This is a genomic window from Pseudomonas sp. PP3 (assembly GCF_905336995.1).
Lineage (GTDB): Bacteria > Pseudomonadota > Gammaproteobacteria > Pseudomonadales > Pseudomonadaceae > Aquipseudomonas > Aquipseudomonas reinekei.
This window is the reverse complement of sequence record NZ_HG995459.1, coordinates 1,155,444-1,171,352: the sequence shown is the minus strand read 5'-3', so window position 1 is coordinate 1,171,352 and position 15,909 is coordinate 1,155,444. Positions and strand designations below refer to the sequence as shown.

Sequence of the window (15,909 nt, the reverse complement as noted above, 5' to 3'; positions counted from 1 at the left end):
CGGGCATGGGTGCCCGAAAGGCCGCATATTCTAAGGAATATCCGGACTTTTGCAAATGACTTTTTCCGGCGGCCTATCGGACGCCATCCAGATTTGCTATAGAGCCGTCGTTGAAAACGGCCGGTCAGCTCCCGCCAAGTGCGGGTTTGCTGTGAATCCCACGTCCGTGTGGGTTTGCGCCGACCTGATGGTCGGCGCGGATTCTTTACATCTTTGGCATGCCGCCGCCGGGCAACATACCGCCCATGCCGCGCATCATCTTGGCCATTCCGCCTTTCGCGGAGAATTTCTTCATCATTTTCTGCATCTGCTTGTGCTGCTTGATCAAGCGGCCGATGTCCTGCACCTGAGTGCCGGAGCCCATGGCGATACGGCGTTTGCGCGAACCGCTGATCAGCTCAGGGTCACGGCGCTCGGCCGGGGTCATGGAATTGATGATGGCTTCCATCTGCTTGAACTGCTTCTCTGCCGCATTCTGGGCGTTGCCCATCTGCGCCAGGTTCACACCGCCCATGTTAGGCAGCTTGTCCATGAGCCCGCCGAGGCCGCCCATGTTCTTCATCTGTTGCAGCTGATCGCGGAAGTCTTCGAGGTCGAAGCCCTTGCCCTTCTTCAGCTTTTTGGCCAGTTTGTCGGCCTTGTCCTTGTCGAGGGTCGCTTCCGCCTGCTCGATCAGGCTGAGCACGTCACCCATGCCGAGGATGCGCGAAGCAATACGCTCAGGATGGAACGGATCGAGCGCTTCGCTCTTCTCGCCCATACCGATGAACTTGATCGGCTTGCCGGTGATGGCACGAACCGACAGCGCGGCACCGCCACGGGCGTCGCCGTCGACCTTGGTCAGGATCACACCCGTCAGCGGCAGCGCATCACCAAAGGCCTTGGCCGTGTTGGCGGCGTCCTGGCCGGTCATGGCGTCGACCACGAACAAGGTTTCTACCGGATTGATCGCGGCATGCAGCGCCTTGATCTCGCCCATCATCTCTTCATCGATGTGCAGGCGACCCGCGGTATCGACGATGACCACGTCGATGAATTTGAGTTTTGCTTCTTTAATAGCCGCTTGCGCGATCTCGACCGGCTTCTGGCTCAGGTCGGAGGGGAAGAAGGTCACACCCACTTCACCGGCGAGCATTTCCAGCTGTTTGATCGCCGCTGGACGGTAAACGTCCGCGGACACGACCATCACCGACTTCTTCTTGCGTTCTTTAAGGAAGCGCGCAAGTTTGCCGGCAGTGGTGGTTTTACCCGCGCCCTGCAAACCCGCCATCAGGATGACCGCTGGCGGCACGGCGCTCAGGTTCAAATCTTCGTTGGCTGCGCCCATCAGGCTTTCGAGTTCGGCCTGGACGATTTTCACAAAGGCCTGGCCCGGCGTCAGGCTGCGCGACACCTCGGTGCCGACAGCGCGCTCCTTGACCGAATTGACGAAGTCCTTGACCACCGGCAGGGCGACGTCGGCTTCGAGCAGCGCCATGCGCACTTCGCGCAGGGTATCTTTGATGTTGTCTTCGGTCAGCTTGGCTTTGCCGGTGACATGGCGCAGCGTCTGTGAGAGACGGTCGGTTAAGTTTTCAAACATTGCGCGATCCTTTCAGGCCCTGTGTAGACCGGGATAATGGCGGCCCGGACCGGACTATAACTGTGCTCGGCGAGCCTGCGGCGTGGGCAGGTCGCGGATTATAGCGAAGACTGCGTCTGGCGGACACCTCGCCGTCAGCTTGTCTGGTCTTTCGTGCCGTGCCGGTTCTATGCCAAACTCAGCGCCTTTCGGGCTTGCCTAACAGGATTTATGCTCCCCTTGTCACCCAGTTTGCTTACCACCCTCGCCGCCGCTTGTTTATATGCCGCTGCGACTATCTATCAAGGCACTCGCCTGGCCAACTGCGCCAAGGCCAACAAGCGCCTGCTGGTCACGCTCGGCGTGCTTGCGGTGCTGGCCCATAGCGCCAGTCTGGTAACCCACCTGCTGACGCCGATCGGCCTGGGCCTGGACTTTTTCAGTGCCGCCAGCCTGATTGCCGCCGCGGTCATCGCCCTGACCCTGCTGGCCTGCTCGCGAATCCCGGTGGAGAACCTGCTGGTTCTACTGTTTCCCCTCGGTGCATTGACTGTGCTACTGGCGCAGTTCGCTCCCGCCGGCACGGTGCAAATCATTGACGAAGAGCCGGGCATTCTTGCCCATATCCTGCTGTCGATCCTCGCCTACGGGATGTTCACCATTGCGGTGTTCCAGTCACTGCTACTGCTGGTCCAGGACCATCAGCTCAAGCACAAGCATCCGTCCGGGCTGATCAAGAACTTCCCGCCGCTGCAAACCATGGAAAGCCTGCTCTTCGGTTTCCTCTGGGCCGGCTGGACCCTGCTGTCGATGTCACTGATTTCCGGGTGGCTGTTCGTCGAGAATCTGTTCGCACAGCATCTGGTGCACAAGACCTTGCTGGCCTGTCTGGCCTGGATCGTCTTCAGCGTACTGCTCTGGGGCCGCAACCGCCTCGGCTGGCGCGGACACAAGGCCATTCGCTGGACCCTCGCCGGATTCTGCCTGCTGATGCTGGCGTATTTCGGCAGCAAGCTGGTCCGTGAATACATCCTGCACATCTGACAGGCGGCATTAATGGACGACTTGCCCTTAGGGCCGATGCTCGCTGTAGTGGCCCTGCTGATTTTATGGTCGGGATTGTTTTCCGCCATTGAAGCCGCTCATCAACATTTACTGGCCAAGCGCATTGCTTCGCGCTCAAGCGACAAGCCGCTGGCCAGACTGAGCTTCCCGCTCGACAGCCTGATCTTCTGCAACACCCTGTGTCGCGCACTGGTGGTGGTGATTTGCACCTTGCTGGCGATTTTCACCTGGGCGGAAAACGGTCCGTGGGCCGCCTGCCTGGGCGCGGGCGCCATCCTGCTGGTGCTCACCGACTATTTGCCGCGCACCCTCGCCGTCCGCCATCCGGATGCAATCCTCGCCTTTGGCAACAGCTTGCTGCGCGTACCGCTGACTATCGTTTATCCGGCGGCCTGGCTGCTCAATGCCATCAGCCAACTGCTGATCCGCCCGTTCGCCCGCAAAGCCAATGTCGTACAACAGAGCGAAGACGAACCACAACAAACCCAGCACGACGATCGCGAGCCTGCCGTCCAGCGCACGCATCCGCTGCCCGGCATCCATGCGCTGGACAACATCACGGTCAACGACATTCTGGTACCACGCAGCGAAGTCGACGGGATCAACCTCGATGACCCGATCGAAGACATCATCGAACAACTGCGCAAAAACACCCGCACGCGCCTGCCGGTGTTTCACAGTGACATCAATCAGGTTGAAGCCGTTCTCAACACCCGGCAAATCGGCCATCTGCTGGATGACGGCAGCCTGACAGTGGAAGCGCTGATGGAGGCCAGCCGCGAACCGTACTTCGTACCGGAAAGCACCCCGTTGCAACTGCAACTGCTGAACTTCCACAAACAGCAGCGCCGCCTGGGCATGGTCGTCGACGAGTACGGTGAAGTGCTCGGCATCGTAACCCTGGAAGACATTCTCGAAGAAATCGTCGGCGAGTTCGAAAGCCAACAAAGCCTGAACAACCCGCACATCCACCCCCAGGCCGATGGCCGCCTGGTGGTGGATGGTGCGGCGTCGATTCGCGACCTCAACAAGAGCCTCGGCTGGCACCTGCCCAGCGATGGCCCGAAAACCCTCAACGGCCTGGTGACCGAGGCGCTGGAAACCATTCCAGACAGCGCGGTATGCCTGAAGATTGGTCGTTATCGCCTGGAAATTCTTGAGACCGAAGACAATCGCGTCACCCGGGTACTGATCTGGCACACCGGCCCAGCCCCGGTCGCGGCCACCGTCAATTAAGCGCGTTTTCGCCTCTTGTTGAATCGTTAGCCACCTTCCTATAATCCAGGCGCTTACCCAAGCCTCGCCGACCCGGTGCATACCCGCACCTCTCTGGTCCCGGCCTGACCATCAGCCGTATCCGTAACAGACCGACGACTGTTCCTACCTCGAACAGCGACCGTTCCTCCACCCACATCCCTGGGTTCTCGACCATAATAATTCGCTCCACTGGGGCACATGACTGTCAGGGATAACCGCATGACGACCAGCACGACTTACGACGACGCCACACCTGCGCAACCGACGAACTCTGCCACCCGCGTGGCTACCGCAAGCTTCATCGGCACTGCCATCGAGTTCTACGACTTCTACGTTTATGCCACCGCCGCCGCACTGGTGATCGGCCCGGTGTTCTTTCCGCAGACATCCGGCACGGCGCAAATGCTTTCGGCTTTTCTCACGTTCGGCATCGCGTTCCTGGCGCGACCGCTGGGCTCGGCGCTGTTCGGCCACTTTGGCGACCGTATCGGCCGCAAATCCACCCTGGTGGCCTCGCTACTGCTGATGGGCGTGTGCACCACGTTGATCGGCGTGCTGCCCGGTTACGACAGCATCGGCGCCTGGGCTCCGATCCTGCTCTGCGTACTGCGTTTCGGCCAAGGCCTGGGGCTGGGCGGCGAATGGGGTGGCGCGGCGCTGCTGGCCACGGAGAACGCGCCGAAGGGCAAGCGCGCCTGGTTCGGCATGTTCCCGCAACTGGGCCCGTCCATTGGCTTTCTCGCGGCGAACGGCCTGTTTCTCACGTTGGCCATGGCACTGGACGACGAACAGTTCCGTTCGTGGGGCTGGCGGATTCCGTTCCTGCTCAGTGCTGCGCTGGTGATGGTCGGCCTGTACGTGCGCCTCAAGCTTCACGAAACACCGGTTTTCGCCAACGCCGTCGCTCGCCAGGAACGGGTGAAGATTCCACTGGTCGAGCTGTTCAGCCAATACTGGATGCCAGTGCTGCTGGGGGCTGGTTCCATGGTGGTGTGCTACGCGCTGTTCTACATCTCGACTGTGTTCTCGCTGAGTTATGGCGTCGCGACACTGGGCTACAGCCGCGAAACCTTCCTCGGCCTGCTGTGCTTTGCCGTGTTGTTCATGGCTGCCGCCACCCCGCTGTCTGCCTGGGCCAGTGACCGCTACGGACGCAAACCGGTGCTGATCATCGGTGGCGTGCTGGCGATTCTGTCCGGCTTCCTGATGGAGCCATTGCTGACCCAGGGCTCGACCTGGGGCGTGGCGCTGTTCCTGTGCATCGAGCTTTTTTTGATGGGCGTGACGTTTGCGCCGATGGGCGCACTGCTGCCGGAACTGTTTCCAACCCATGTGCGGTATACCGGCGCCTCCGCCGCCTACAACCTGGGTGGGATTGTCGGGGCCTCCGCGGCGCCATTCTTCGCACAGAAACTGGTCGCAATGGGTGGTTTGAGTTATGTCGGCGGGTATGTGTCCGGGGCGGCGGTGCTGAGTTTGATTGCGGTGCTGTGCCTGAAGGAAACACGGCATAACGATTTGAATCGCATCGCCTGATAGATCGCTATCGCGAGCAGGCTCGCTCCCACAGGGATATGTATCCCTGTGGGTCAATTTGCCACAATTTTCCCCCGCCCATTGTCACCTCGCTCTACGCGCCTCCGCTTATCCCCGCTATACTTCCCGGCTTTTCCTGAATAAATGCCAATAGGGTCCCGCCGCGCATGGATAAGACCTACCAGCCGCACGCCATTGAAACTTCCTGGTACAACACCTGGGAGTCAGAGAATTACTTCGCCCCGCAAGGCGCGGGCGAGTCCTACACCATCATGATCCCGCCGCCGAACGTCACCGGCAGCCTGCACATGGGTCATGGCTTCAACAACGCGATCATGGACGCCCTGATCCGTTTCCGCCGCATGCAGGGTCGCAACACCTTGTGGCAGCCGGGCACCGACCACGCCGGTATCGCCACGCAAATGCTGGTGGAGCGTCAACTCGAAGCCCAGGGCCAGAATCGTCACGATCTGGGCCGAGAAAAATTCCTCGAGAAAGTCTGGGAGTGGAAGGATCAGTCCGGTGGCAACATCAGCCGTCAGATCCGTCGCCTCGGCTCCTCCGTCGACTGGAGCCGTGAGCGCTTCACCATGGACGACGGCCTCTCGGAAGCCGTGAAAGAAGCGTTTGTACGCCTGCACGAAGACGGCCTGATTTATCGCGGCAAGCGCCTGGTCAACTGGGACACCAAGTTGCACACGGCGATTTCCGACCTCGAAGTGGAAAACCACGACGAGAAAGGTTTCCTGTGGAACCTCAAGTACCCACTGGCTGACGGCGTCAAAACCGCTGAAGGTAACGATTACCTGATCGTCGCGACCACTCGCCCGGAAACCATGCTCGGCGACTCCGCCGTCGCGGTTAACCCGAACGATGAACGCTACAAAGCCCTGATCGGCAAATTCGTCGAGCTGCCGCTGGTTGGCCGCCGCATCCCGATCATCGCCGACGATTACTGCGACCCTGAATTCGGCACCGGCTGCGTAAAAATCACCCCGGCCCATGACTTCAACGACTACGAAGTCGGCAAGCGTCACAACCTGCCGCTGCTGAACATCTTCGACAAGAACGCCAACGTCCTGCCGGCCGCACAGGTGTTTAACCTCGACGGCACGCTGAACGAGAGCATCGACGGCAAGATCCCGGCCGAATACGCCGGTCTCGACCGCTTCGAAGCGCGTAAGCAAATCGTTGCGGCATTCGATGCAGCAGGCCTGTTGGTCAGCGTCAACGATCACGCCCTGAAAGTGCCGAAAGGCGACCGCTCCGGCACCATCATCGAACCGTGGCTGACCGACCAGTGGTACGTTTCCACCAAGCCATTGGCCGAGCCTGCGATTGCTGCCGTTGAAGACGGACGCATCCAGTTCGTGCCGAAACAGTACGAAAACATGTACTTTTCGTGGATGCGCGACATCCAGGACTGGTGCATCAGCCGTCAGCTGTGGTGGGGCCACCGGATTCCGGCCTGGTACGACGAGTCCGGCAAGGTCTACGTCGGTCGCGACGAAGCCGAAGTGCGTGCCAAGCACAACCTTGGCCCGGACGTTGCGCTGCAACAGGACAACGACGTTCTCGACACCTGGTTCAGTTCGGGCCTGTGGACATTCTCCACTCTCGGCTGGCCGGAACAGACCGAGTTCCTGAAGAAATTCCACTCCACCGACGTTCTGGTGACTGGCTTCGACATCATCTTCTTCTGGGTTGCCCGGATGATCATGCTCACCATGCATTTGGTGAAAAACGAAGACGGCACGCCGCAGGTTCCGTTCAAGACTGTTTATGTTCACGGTCTGGTGCGAGATGGCCAAGGCCAAAAAATGTCCAAGTCCAAGGGTAACGTCCTGGACCCGCTGGACATCATCGACGGCATCGAGCTGGAAGAACTGGTGCAGAAACGCACCTCCGGCATGATGCAGCCAAAACTGGCGAAGAAAATCGAGAAGCAGACCCGCGAAGAGTTTGCCGACGGCATCGCCAGCTACGGCACCGATGCCCTGCGCTTCACGTTCTGCTCGCTGGCGTCGACCGGCCGCGACATCAAGTTCGACATGGGTCGCGTTGAAGGCTATCGCAACTTCTGCAACAAGATCTGGAACGCCGCGCGCTACGTGCTGGACAAGGGCGAAGACTGCGGCCAGAACGGCGAGGCCTTTGAGCTGTCGCTGGCTGACCGCTGGATCATTTCGCAGCTGCAACGCACCGAAGCCGAAGTGACCCGTCAACTGGATCAGTTCCGTTTCGACCTGGCGGCACAAGCCCTGTACGAGTTCATCTGGAACCAGTACTGCGACTGGTACCTGGAACTGTCCAAACCTGTGCTGTGGGATGAAAACGCGCCGGTCGAGCGTCAGCGCGGCACCCGTCGCACGCTGGTTCGCGTACTGGAAGTGGCTCTGCGCCTGGCGCACCCGTTCATGCCATTCATCACCGAAGAAATCTGGCAGCGCATCGCGCCGCTGGCCGGTATCGAAGGCAAGACGATCATGCTGCAACCTTGGCCGGTGGCCAACGAAACACGCATCGATCAGGCAGCCGAAGACGACATCGAATGGCTCAAGGGGCTGATGCTCGGCACGCGGAACATTCGTGGCGAGATGAACATCGGGCCGGGCAAACCGCTGCCGCTGTTCCTGAAAAATGTCAGCGCTGAAGATCAGCGTCGCCTGACCGAGAACGAAGCCTTGCTGAAGAAGCTGGCGCGTCTGGAATCGATCACCGTACTGGCTGCGGGCGAAGAAGCACCGCTGTCCGCCACTGCACTGGTTGGCGAGATGGAAGTGCTGGTGCCAATGGCTGGCCTGATCGACAAAGGTGCCGAGCTGGCGCGCCTGGACAAGGAAATCCAGCGCCTGCAAGGCGAAGTACAACGCGTCGGCGGCAAGCTCTCCAACGCTGGTTTCGTTGACAAGGCGCCAGCCGAAGTCATCGAGAAAGAACGCGCCAAACTGGCCGAAGCCGAACAGGCTCTGGGCAAGTTGGCCGAGCAGCATGCGCGGATTGCCAGCCTGTAACGGCGAATCGCAATGAAAAAGGGAGGCCCCGGTGGCCTCCCTTTTTTATGCTTGCCACATTGACCAAACACCCCTGACCTCGCTCCCACAGGATGTGGGACAATGCCCGCCACTTTTAGCCATACCCGAATCGACCACCGCCATGACCGCCCCCCGTACACCGAAACCTGCGCGCAAAAAGCCTGAGTCCGCGACCCCGGCCAAAGCCGTGGAGCCGCGCGAGAAGGCCAGCCTGCATCCGCGCAATCGCCATCAAGGTCGCTACGACTTCCCGGCACTGATCAAGACCACGCCGGAACTGGCGAAATTCGTGATCATCAACCCGTATGGCAAGGAAAGCATCGACTTCGCCAGCCCGGACGCGGTACGCGTGTTCAACCGCGCGCTACTGAAGTCGTTCTATGGCATCGCCCATTGGGACATTCCGGCCGATTATCTATGCCCACCGGTACCGGGCCGTGCCGACTACGTGCACTTCCTGGCCGATCTGCTGGCCGCAGGCAATGACGGTGTGATCCCGCGTGGCGCGGCGGTAAAAGTGCTGGACGTGGGCATGGGCGCGAACTGCGTGTATCCGCTGATCGGACATAGCGACTATCGCTGGCAGTTTCTCGGCTCGGAAATCGACGCCACGGCCCTGGCCTCCGCCAAAGCCATCGTGCAATCCAATGGGCTGAACAAGGCCATCCAGTTGCGCCAGCAGAGCAACCCCAAGCACATCCTGCTGGGGCTGCTCGAACCCGGTGAACGTTTTGACCTGACCATGTGCAACCCGCCATTCCACGCCTCGCTGGAGGAAGCGACCAAGGGCAGCACGCGCAAATGGCGGGCACTGGGCAAGGCCGATCCGAAGCGCAAACTGCCGGTGCTGAACTTTGGTGGCCAGGCGGCGGAATTGTGGTGCGAGGGTGGCGAGGCGCGATTCGTCACACAACTGATCGCCGAGAGTGCGCAGGTCAGCCAACAGGCGTTGTGGTTCAGTACCCTGGTGTCGAAAGCCTCGAACCTGCCGGCCATCCAGACTGCGCTGAAAAAAGCAGGTGTGCTGCAAAGCCAAGTGGTGGAAATGTCCCAGGGGCAGAAGCAGAGCCGCTTCGTGGCCTGGACCTTCAAGACCCAATCCGAACAGCAGATCTGGCGTCGCGAGCGTTGGGCGCTGAAAAGCTGAAGTCATTAAGCCATGTGGGCGAGCCTGCTCGCTACCACAATGGTTTTAGGATGTTCGTGGCAAATCGCAGACATAAAAAAACCGTGCCCGGATTGCTCCAGCGCACGGTTTTTTTTAACAAGTCTTACTTGTTAACAGCGTCGGTCAGGCCTTTGGCCACAACCAGCTTGATCACTTTCTTGGCAGCGATTTCGATGGCTGCGCCAGTCGAAGGGTTGCGGCCGGTACGGGCAGGACGCTCAGTCACTTTCAGTTTGCCGATACCTGGCAAAGTGATTTCGCCGCCGTTTTCCAGCTGATCAGCAACGATCTGACCCAGTTGGTCCAGAGCGTTACGCGCGGTGGTTTTTGGCGCGTCGATAGCTTCAGCGATGTCGGCGATCAGTTGGTCTTTAGTAAGAGCCATGTAGTGTTCCTTCCCTATCAAATTCATATGGATTGCAGAGTGCAATGTCAGCCATCGAGCCCGATCTTCTGGATCTGGCACCCTCGGCGAATAACCTCGGGATCGGGGTTATAGATACCGAAATCAGGGTTTGGTTCGACCTGACAAAAGCTGACTGCAGGCTTAACGCAGTGACTTCGCGCAAGACCGGGCAAAACTAGCACAGAGACGGGGAAATATCCGCCTCTAGCTACCCATTTGGTCAGCTTTATTGCTCTAAACCGGGAAAAAACCGCATAAGCGCCACCGGCCGCCCCGGAATTGCCCTTCGCACCGCGCCAAAACCAGCGGTTGCGGTACACTGAGCGCTTTTTCGGGGGAGCTTGCCCTCCTCTCTTCAATCAGCCGAGAAGCCCATGCCGATCCGTCATTGCATCGTCCACCTGATCGACAAAAAACCCGACGGCACGCCTGCAGTTCTCCACGCTCGTGACTCTGAACTGGCCGAGTCCGCAGCCATCGAAAACATGCTTGCCGACCTCAATGAAAGCTACAACGCCAAGCAAGGCAAGGCCTGGGGTCTGTTTCATCCGGAGTCCGGTGCCTTTCCGTTCAGCGGCTGGTTGAAGGAATACCTCGACGGCGCTCAGGACTTCACCGCCTTCAGCCGCGTAGCAGTGGAACACCTGCAAAAGCTGATGGAAGAATCCAACCTCTCGGTCGGCGGACACGTGCTGTTCGCGCACTACCAACAAGGCATGACCGACTATCTCGCGATCGCCCTGCTGCACCACAGCGAAGGCGTGGCCGTGACCGACGAACTGGATGTGACCCCGTCCCGCCACCTCGACCTGGGCCAACTGCATCTGGCGGCGCGGATCAACGTGTCCGAGTGGCAGAACAACAAACAATCCAAGCAGTACATTTCCTTTATCAAGGGCAAGAATGGCAAGAAAGTCTCGGAATACTTCCGTGACTTCATCGGTTGTCAGGAAGGCGTCGACGGCCCGGGCGAGACCCGTACCTTGCTCAAGGCGTTCAGCGACTTCGTCGAAAGCGAAGATTTGCCGGAAGACGACGCTCGCGAGAAGACCAAGACCCTGGTCGACTACGCCAGCAGCCAGGCCAAAATGGGTGAGCCCATGGGCCTTGAAGAGCTCTCGGGGCTGATCGATGAAGATCGCCCCAAGGCTTTCTATGACCACATCCGCAACAAGGACTACGGGCTGTCGCCGGAGATCCCGGCCGATAAGCGCACCCTCAACCAGTTCCGTCGTTTCACCGGTCGCGCCGAAGGCCTGTCGATCAGCTTCGAGGCACACCTGCTGGGCTCGAAGATCGAGTACGACGAAGAAGCCGGTACGCTGATCATCAAAGGCTTGCCGACCTCGCTGACTGACCAGCTCAAGCGACGTAACTGATGCTCGGCAACGTCCTGAAGAAATGCCTGCTGATCCTGCTGGTGGTGGTGGTCTATCAGAACTGGGGCAAGATCGAGCGGGTGTTCAACCCCTCGCAAGTGGTGTCCGAGCAGACTCAGGCCAAGGCCAACGTCGTGCTCTACGCCACCGAGTGGTGTGGCTACTGCAAACTGACCCGGCGCTTTCTCGATCAGAAAGGCATTCCGTACAAGGAATTCGATATCGAAAAAGATGCCGTGGCGCGCAAGGATTACGAGGCGCTGGGTGGTGGCGGGATTCCGATCATTGATGTGAACGGGACGCTGATTCGCGGGTATGACCCGGATGCGATTCTGGCTGCATTGAAGTAATCCATCAGATACACAATGCTGTGGCGAGGGAGCTTGCTCCCGTTGGGTTGCGAAGCGGCGCCAAAACCGCGGACGGCTGCGCAGTCCAGGGGGAGCAAGCTCCCTCGCCACAGGTTGCTTTGGATCAGCAAGCTTCGATACGGAATCCGAAGCGTGGAAAGTGCACATGCACCACGCCGCCGCGCTCGTCCTCGCGACGCACAATCAATTCCTCACTCCCCGCAAACAACAACTCACCCGCCACCGGATCAACGCCATAGTCGGTCGCAGCAATGATCACCTTCTGGCCCGCCTTGAACCCATTCGGATCTTCAAACACTTCATCCGGCAATGCCGCCGGCGTAGCGTTGCGTGCAACCTCCAGCGCTTCTTCAGAAGTCATCTCGCTCGGCGCACCGTGGCCGAAACCCAGTACACGCGACAACCACGCCGAGACCGCCGGATAGTTATCCACAAGCGGCGAGGTCACGGGCGTTGCCTTGAGGAACCACATGGGGTGTGCGAGTGCGAAGTCGGCAATCGAAGGCTCGCCGAACAGATAATCGCCCTGCTCACGCTGCAACTGTTGCTCCAGGCGCGACATGATCGTCGGCCATTGATGCTTGGCCTGCTCGGCGGACAGTCTGGTCGCACTGCCACCGCTGAACAATCCGGCGCGGTCAGCGAGAAACGCCTTGATCGCTTCCGGCGGCAAATTGCCGAAGCGAACGGCGACCGATTCCGGTTGAAACACCAGGCTGACCGCGTGCTGGAACACCACCGAATCGGCCCACGTAGCGAACGAAGCGGCGATCATTTCCTGGCCTTCCGGGTAGAACGCCGGCAGGGCTTTTTCCTGTTCCAGTCGACGGGCAATCAGTGCCGTATCGCAATAGATGTCCGCGCCGACCTGCAACACCGGTGTCTTGCGGTAGCCACCGGTCAGGGCGGTGAGATCAGGTTTTGGCATCACCGGCGAGATCTTTACCGAACGCCAGGACAACCCTTTGAAACCCAGCAGCAGCCGCGCCTTTTCCGCAAAGGGCGACGTGGGGTAATGATGCAGAATCAACTCGGACATGCTCGGCTCCGCCGCAAAGATCAGGAGCCCGCAGCTTAGCGTGCAAAACGCTTAGCAGCCTACAGATCTGCCTGATGGGAACCCATCAGTCAGATTGATAAGGCGGCAGCGGCGCTCGCCACCAGGCACTCCTTGGCGCTTTTGCGAAGTTTTTTGATCAACCGTTCCTGACGCAACGCTTCGCTTTTGTCGCGGCAGGCTTCGGTGTAGACCAGCGCCATGGCCGGGCTGGACAGAAAAAACCGTGCGCCCTTGCCGCTTCGATGCTTGGCGAAGCGGCGCACCGGATCGTCGCTGATCCCGCAATAGAGCGAACCATTGGCCGCGCGCACGAGGTAAACGAACCAGGGTTTGCTGATGGAGGATTCGCTTGGGCTGTTCACGTAACGATCAGGGCTTGAAAGGAAACAAGCTGCGATCTTATCAGCGACTGGCCTGGAATGCCTTCAGCCCCTTCAACGCTTGTGCGCGGACGGCGTTGCGCACCACGGGTGTCCAGCCCAGCAGCAAGCCCTTGAAGCCCAGGGCCTGACGCGACCAATTCCACAAATCAAAACTGTCGTGGTGCTCGCAAATCTTGCCGTCACGGAAAACGAAACGCGCCTGGATGTCGTTGATCACCGTGTTGCCGGTCTGGCTGAACAGATAGGTCGCCACCCAATGAGCGCCACCGGTACGCTCGTCAGCGCGGACGTTATCGAAGGTCAGGGAAAAATCCTTGGCCCGGGTGGTGAGCATGCGCCACATGTCGCCAGCATCACGGCCACGGAGCTCGCCGAACGCAGGATCACTGAACACCACATCATCGGTGTAGCAGGCGCTCATGGCCTCGGCATCCAGCCGCTGGAAGGCTTGGTAGAACTGGGTGATCAATGCGCTGTGGGCATCACTCATGGACAGGCTCCCTGTTGTTGCAATTGGCTTCGAAAGATTGCCTGCACGATAGTCCGCAAAAGTGCCGAACACTATTAGCATTTGCCGCAAGAATACCGGGACCGATCATACGCCGTGGTTCAACGCTTTCAGATTTTTTCGCTGACCACCTGCACATACAGCGAACGCCCTGCACCCAGCCCGGCGATGATCGCACCGAGGCCGATCACCCCGAAGATCCAGCCCACCGCCGTCCAGCCGCCGGTCCAGTCATGCACGATACCCACCGCGAACGGCCCCATGGATGCCAGCGTGTACCCGAAGCCTTGGGCCATGCTCGACAGGTTCGCCGCCACATGGGCATCCCGCGAGCGTAATACGATCAAGGTCAACGCCAGGCTGAACGTTGCGCCCTGCCCCAGCCCCAGCACAATCGCCCAACCCCACAAGCCTTCGATCGGTGCATACAGGCAGCCGAACAAACCGCCAAGCGTCAGCGCCATGACGATCACGATGGCCAGGCGCTGATCCTTGCCCCGCGTGGCCAGCCACGGTGCGGCCAGGGAGCTGACCAGTTGCACAATCACTGAACCGGACAGCACGAGACCGGCCTGGGTCGGCGTCAGGCCGCGACCGATGAGGATCGACGGCAACCAGCCGAACACGATGTAAGCCAGCGACGATTGCAGGCCCATGTACAAGGTCACCTGCCAGGCTAGCGGGTCGCGCAGCAAACCTCGAACGCGGTAGGCGACATGGTGCGCGCCGTGCTTTTGCCCCACTTGCGGCATCCAGAACAGCGCAGCGACCAGCGCTGGAATCACCCAGAAGCCAAGACCCATGGCCCAGCTCTTGTCGAAATGCTCGCTCAACGGCACGGTCGCCCCCGCCGCCATCGCCGCCCCCAGACACAGGGCCATGGTGTAGACACCGGTCATGGTGCCAGCCTGTTTCGGGAAGTCACGCTTGACGATGCCCGGCAGCAAGACGCCGATCACGCCGATGCTGGCACCGGCCAACACGCTGCCGGCAAACAAACCGATTTCGCCAAAAGCGCTGCGCAGGATGATCCCGCCAGCAAGGGTCAGCAAAATCCCCAGCACCACCCGCTCGGCACCGAAGCGACGCGCCAGCAGCGGTGCCAACGGCGCGAACAGGCCGAGGCAAAGTACCGGCAGTGTTGTCAGCAAACCGGCCTGGGAGGCCGACAGACCGAGGGACTTCGACACGTCGCTGAGCATCGGCGCCATGCTCGACAACGCCGGTCGCAGGTTCAGCGCCACCAGAATCAAGCCCAACAGCAACAACCATGGCCGACGCAGGACCGGATGAGTTTGCTGGACCTGCTCGTCATCGGTCTCGGCATCGATCAGCAGCGCTTCGAGCTCCGCCGTGCGTCTGGTTTCAGCGATGTTGCTGTACTGGCTGGACATGGTGTTCTCGGTTTCAAGGTTCATTGATCAACTGCCTCGACAGGGCTTTGGCCCGCTCCGGGTCGCGTTGTTCGACGGCATCGAGCAGTGCGATGTGCAGGTCGAACACTTCCTGGCGTCGGGGCGTGATGTTAAGGCAGTGGCGCAACTGCGCGCCGACGACGCTGGAGAAGTAGCGATACAACTCGCTGAGCGTCGGGTTGTGCGCGGCGTCCACCAGGCGACGGTGGAACACCAGGTCACAGGCGATATAAGTGTCGAGGTCGCCGTGATAGTGGCTGCCGCTGACGCCCAGTGCTTCGCGCAGCGCTATCAAATCCTCGTCGGTACGGCGCAATGCGGCCAAGCCGATGGCCTCGACTTCGAGGATGTGCCGGGTTTCGCGCGCCTGCTCCCGCGAACAACTGGACAACGCCTTCAAGGTATCCAGCGGATCAACCACCGCGCGCAAATAACTGCCGTCACCCTGGCGGATTTCAATCAATCCGGAAAACGCCAACACGCGCATGGCTTCACGCACGGTGTTGCGGCTGATGCCCAGTTCAGCCGAAAGCTCGGGCTCGGTGGGCAAGCGCTGGCCGACCGTCCACACGCCTTGGGTGATGCGCTGGCGCAATTGGTCCAGGGCCTGATCGACCAGGGACCGTTTAACTAATGGAGAAATTTCTGACATAGGATTCGCCCTTTCATCCAATCATAGGATGAATTTTCTGACATGGTAGTCAGCTTCATGTAGGACGGCAACCACCTACCGTCATAAGGCAGGAAATGGAGCGGGATTTTCGA

General features: G+C 59.9%; 14 protein-coding genes. 7 read left to right on the top strand and 7 right to left on the bottom strand.

Features of this window, described 5'->3' with window-relative positions; translation table 11 throughout:
• Window positions 1-205: 205 nt before the first annotated feature.
• A complete protein-coding gene (ffh, locus tag KHO07_RS05400; protein WP_075945558.1) occupies window positions 206-1,582 on the bottom strand; it encodes a signal recognition particle protein in 1,377 nt (458 codons plus the stop codon).
• A 210-nt stretch (window positions 1,583-1,792) separates the two neighbouring features.
• On the opposite strand from ffh, the gene ccsA reads away from it, so the two are divergent.
• From ccsA to rlmF, 5 genes are all read left to right on the top strand, one after another.
• Complete coding sequence (gene ccsA / locus KHO07_RS05395) at window positions 1,793-2,605, top strand: cytochrome c biogenesis protein CcsA (RefSeq protein WP_212626640.1); 813 nt, start codon at window positions 1,793-1,795, stop codon at window positions 2,603-2,605.
• 12 nt (window positions 2,606-2,617) lie between these two features.
• Complete coding sequence (locus tag KHO07_RS05390) at window positions 2,618-3,862, top strand: transporter associated domain-containing protein (RefSeq protein ID WP_212626639.1); 1,245 nt, start codon at window positions 2,618-2,620, stop codon at window positions 3,860-3,862.
• Window positions 3,863-4,102: 240 nt separating this feature from the next.
• Window positions 4,103-5,419 carry an MFS transporter gene (locus tag KHO07_RS05385; RefSeq protein ID WP_150733807.1) on the top strand — a complete coding sequence of 439 codons (1,317 nt, stop codon included), beginning with the start codon at window positions 4,103-4,105 and terminating at the stop codon, window positions 5,417-5,419.
• A gap of 167 nt (window positions 5,420-5,586) precedes the next feature.
• Window positions 5,587-8,433 carry a valine--tRNA ligase gene (locus KHO07_RS05380; RefSeq protein ID WP_150733808.1) on the top strand — a complete coding sequence of 949 codons (2,847 nt, stop codon included), beginning with the start codon at window positions 5,587-5,589 and terminating at the stop codon, window positions 8,431-8,433.
• A 142-nt stretch (window positions 8,434-8,575) separates the two neighbouring features.
• The gene (gene rlmF, locus KHO07_RS05375; RefSeq protein ID WP_150733809.1) at window positions 8,576-9,601 is read left to right on the top strand and encodes a 23S rRNA (adenine(1618)-N(6))-methyltransferase RlmF; all 1,026 of its coding nucleotides are present in this window, start codon (window positions 8,576-8,578) and stop codon (window positions 9,599-9,601) included.
• A 124-nt stretch (window positions 9,602-9,725) separates the two neighbouring features.
• Here rlmF and KHO07_RS05370 read toward each other — a convergent pair whose 3' ends face one another.
• Window positions 9,726-10,007, bottom strand: coding sequence for an HU family DNA-binding protein (locus KHO07_RS05370; RefSeq protein WP_007905514.1), 282 nt, complete (start codon window positions 10,005-10,007; stop codon window positions 9,726-9,728).
• A 395-nt stretch (window positions 10,008-10,402) separates the two neighbouring features.
• Here KHO07_RS05370 and yejK point away from each other — a divergent pair, with 395 nt between their 5' ends.
• Both yejK and KHO07_RS05360 read left to right on the top strand, forming a co-directional pair.
• Window positions 10,403-11,407, top strand: a complete 1,005-nt coding sequence (yejK, locus tag KHO07_RS05365) for a nucleoid-associated protein YejK (protein ID WP_075945565.1) — start codon at window positions 10,403-10,405, stop codon at window positions 11,405-11,407.
• Window positions 11,407-11,757 carry a glutaredoxin family protein gene (locus tag KHO07_RS05360; RefSeq protein ID WP_212626638.1) on the top strand — a complete coding sequence of 117 codons (351 nt, stop codon included), beginning with the start codon at window positions 11,407-11,409 and terminating at the stop codon, window positions 11,755-11,757. The genes yejK and KHO07_RS05360 overlap by 1 nt, the downstream gene beginning before the upstream one ends.
• 124 nt (window positions 11,758-11,881) lie before the next feature.
• On the opposite strand, the gene KHO07_RS05355 is transcribed toward KHO07_RS05360, so the two are convergent.
• The 5 genes from KHO07_RS05355 to KHO07_RS05335 all read right to left on the bottom strand — a co-directional run bounded on the left by KHO07_RS05355 (window position 11,882) and on the right by KHO07_RS05335 (window position 15,796).
• Window positions 11,882-12,817, bottom strand: a complete 936-nt coding sequence (locus tag KHO07_RS05355; RefSeq protein WP_150733811.1) for a glutathione S-transferase family protein — start codon at window positions 12,815-12,817, stop codon at window positions 11,882-11,884.
• A gap of 89 nt (window positions 12,818-12,906) precedes the next feature.
• Entirely contained in the window at window positions 12,907-13,200 is a 294-nt protein-coding gene (locus KHO07_RS05350) for a GIY-YIG nuclease family protein (protein WP_212626637.1), read from the bottom strand.
• A 40-nt stretch (window positions 13,201-13,240) separates the two neighbouring features.
• A complete protein-coding gene (locus KHO07_RS05345; RefSeq protein ID WP_212626636.1) occupies window positions 13,241-13,711 on the bottom strand; it encodes a nuclear transport factor 2 family protein in 471 nt (156 codons plus the stop codon).
• Between the two features lie 128 nt (window positions 13,712-13,839).
• The gene (locus KHO07_RS05340; RefSeq protein ID WP_150733814.1) at window positions 13,840-15,147 is read right to left on the bottom strand and encodes a CynX/NimT family MFS transporter; all 1,308 of its coding nucleotides are present in this window, start codon (window positions 15,145-15,147) and stop codon (window positions 13,840-13,842) included.
• A complete protein-coding gene (locus KHO07_RS05335; RefSeq protein ID WP_212626635.1) occupies window positions 15,137-15,796 on the bottom strand; it encodes a FadR/GntR family transcriptional regulator in 660 nt (219 codons plus the stop codon). The genes KHO07_RS05340 and KHO07_RS05335 overlap by 11 nt, the downstream gene beginning before the upstream one ends.
• Window positions 15,797-15,909: the final 113 nt, after the last annotated feature.

What these genes read in the sequence shown, in the direction of transcription:
- ffh (WP_075945558.1), bottom strand. Translation starts at nt 1,582, where the DNA reads ATGTTTGAAAACTTAACCGACCGTCTCTCACAGACGCTGCGCCATGTC.
- ccsA (WP_212626640.1), top strand. Translation starts at nt 1,793, where the DNA reads ATGCTCCCCTTGTCACCCAGTTTGCTTACCACCCTCGCCGCCGCTTGT.
- KHO07_RS05390 (WP_212626639.1), top strand. Translation starts at nt 2,618, where the DNA reads ATGGACGACTTGCCCTTAGGGCCGATGCTCGCTGTAGTGGCCCTGCTG.
- KHO07_RS05385 (WP_150733807.1), top strand. Translation starts at nt 4,103, where the DNA reads ATGACGACCAGCACGACTTACGACGACGCCACACCTGCGCAACCGACG.
- KHO07_RS05380 (WP_150733808.1), top strand. Translation starts at nt 5,587, where the DNA reads ATGGATAAGACCTACCAGCCGCACGCCATTGAAACTTCCTGGTACAAC.
- rlmF (WP_150733809.1), top strand. Translation starts at nt 8,576, where the DNA reads ATGACCGCCCCCCGTACACCGAAACCTGCGCGCAAAAAGCCTGAGTCC.
- KHO07_RS05370 (WP_007905514.1), bottom strand. Translation starts at nt 10,007, where the DNA reads ATGGCTCTTACTAAAGACCAACTGATCGCCGACATCGCTGAAGCTATC.
- yejK (WP_075945565.1), top strand. Translation starts at nt 10,403, where the DNA reads ATGCCGATCCGTCATTGCATCGTCCACCTGATCGACAAAAAACCCGAC.
- KHO07_RS05360 (WP_212626638.1), top strand. Translation starts at nt 11,407, where the DNA reads ATGCTCGGCAACGTCCTGAAGAAATGCCTGCTGATCCTGCTGGTGGTG.
- KHO07_RS05355 (WP_150733811.1), bottom strand. Translation starts at nt 12,817, where the DNA reads ATGTCCGAGTTGATTCTGCATCATTACCCCACGTCGCCCTTTGCGGAA.
- KHO07_RS05345 (WP_212626636.1), bottom strand. Translation starts at nt 13,711, where the DNA reads ATGAGTGATGCCCACAGCGCATTGATCACCCAGTTCTACCAAGCCTTC.
- KHO07_RS05340 (WP_150733814.1), bottom strand. Translation starts at nt 15,147, where the DNA reads ATGAACCTTGAAACCGAGAACACCATGTCCAGCCAGTACAGCAACATC.
- KHO07_RS05335 (WP_212626635.1), bottom strand. Translation starts at nt 15,796, where the DNA reads ATGTCAGAAATTTCTCCATTAGTTAAACGGTCCCTGGTCGATCAGGCC.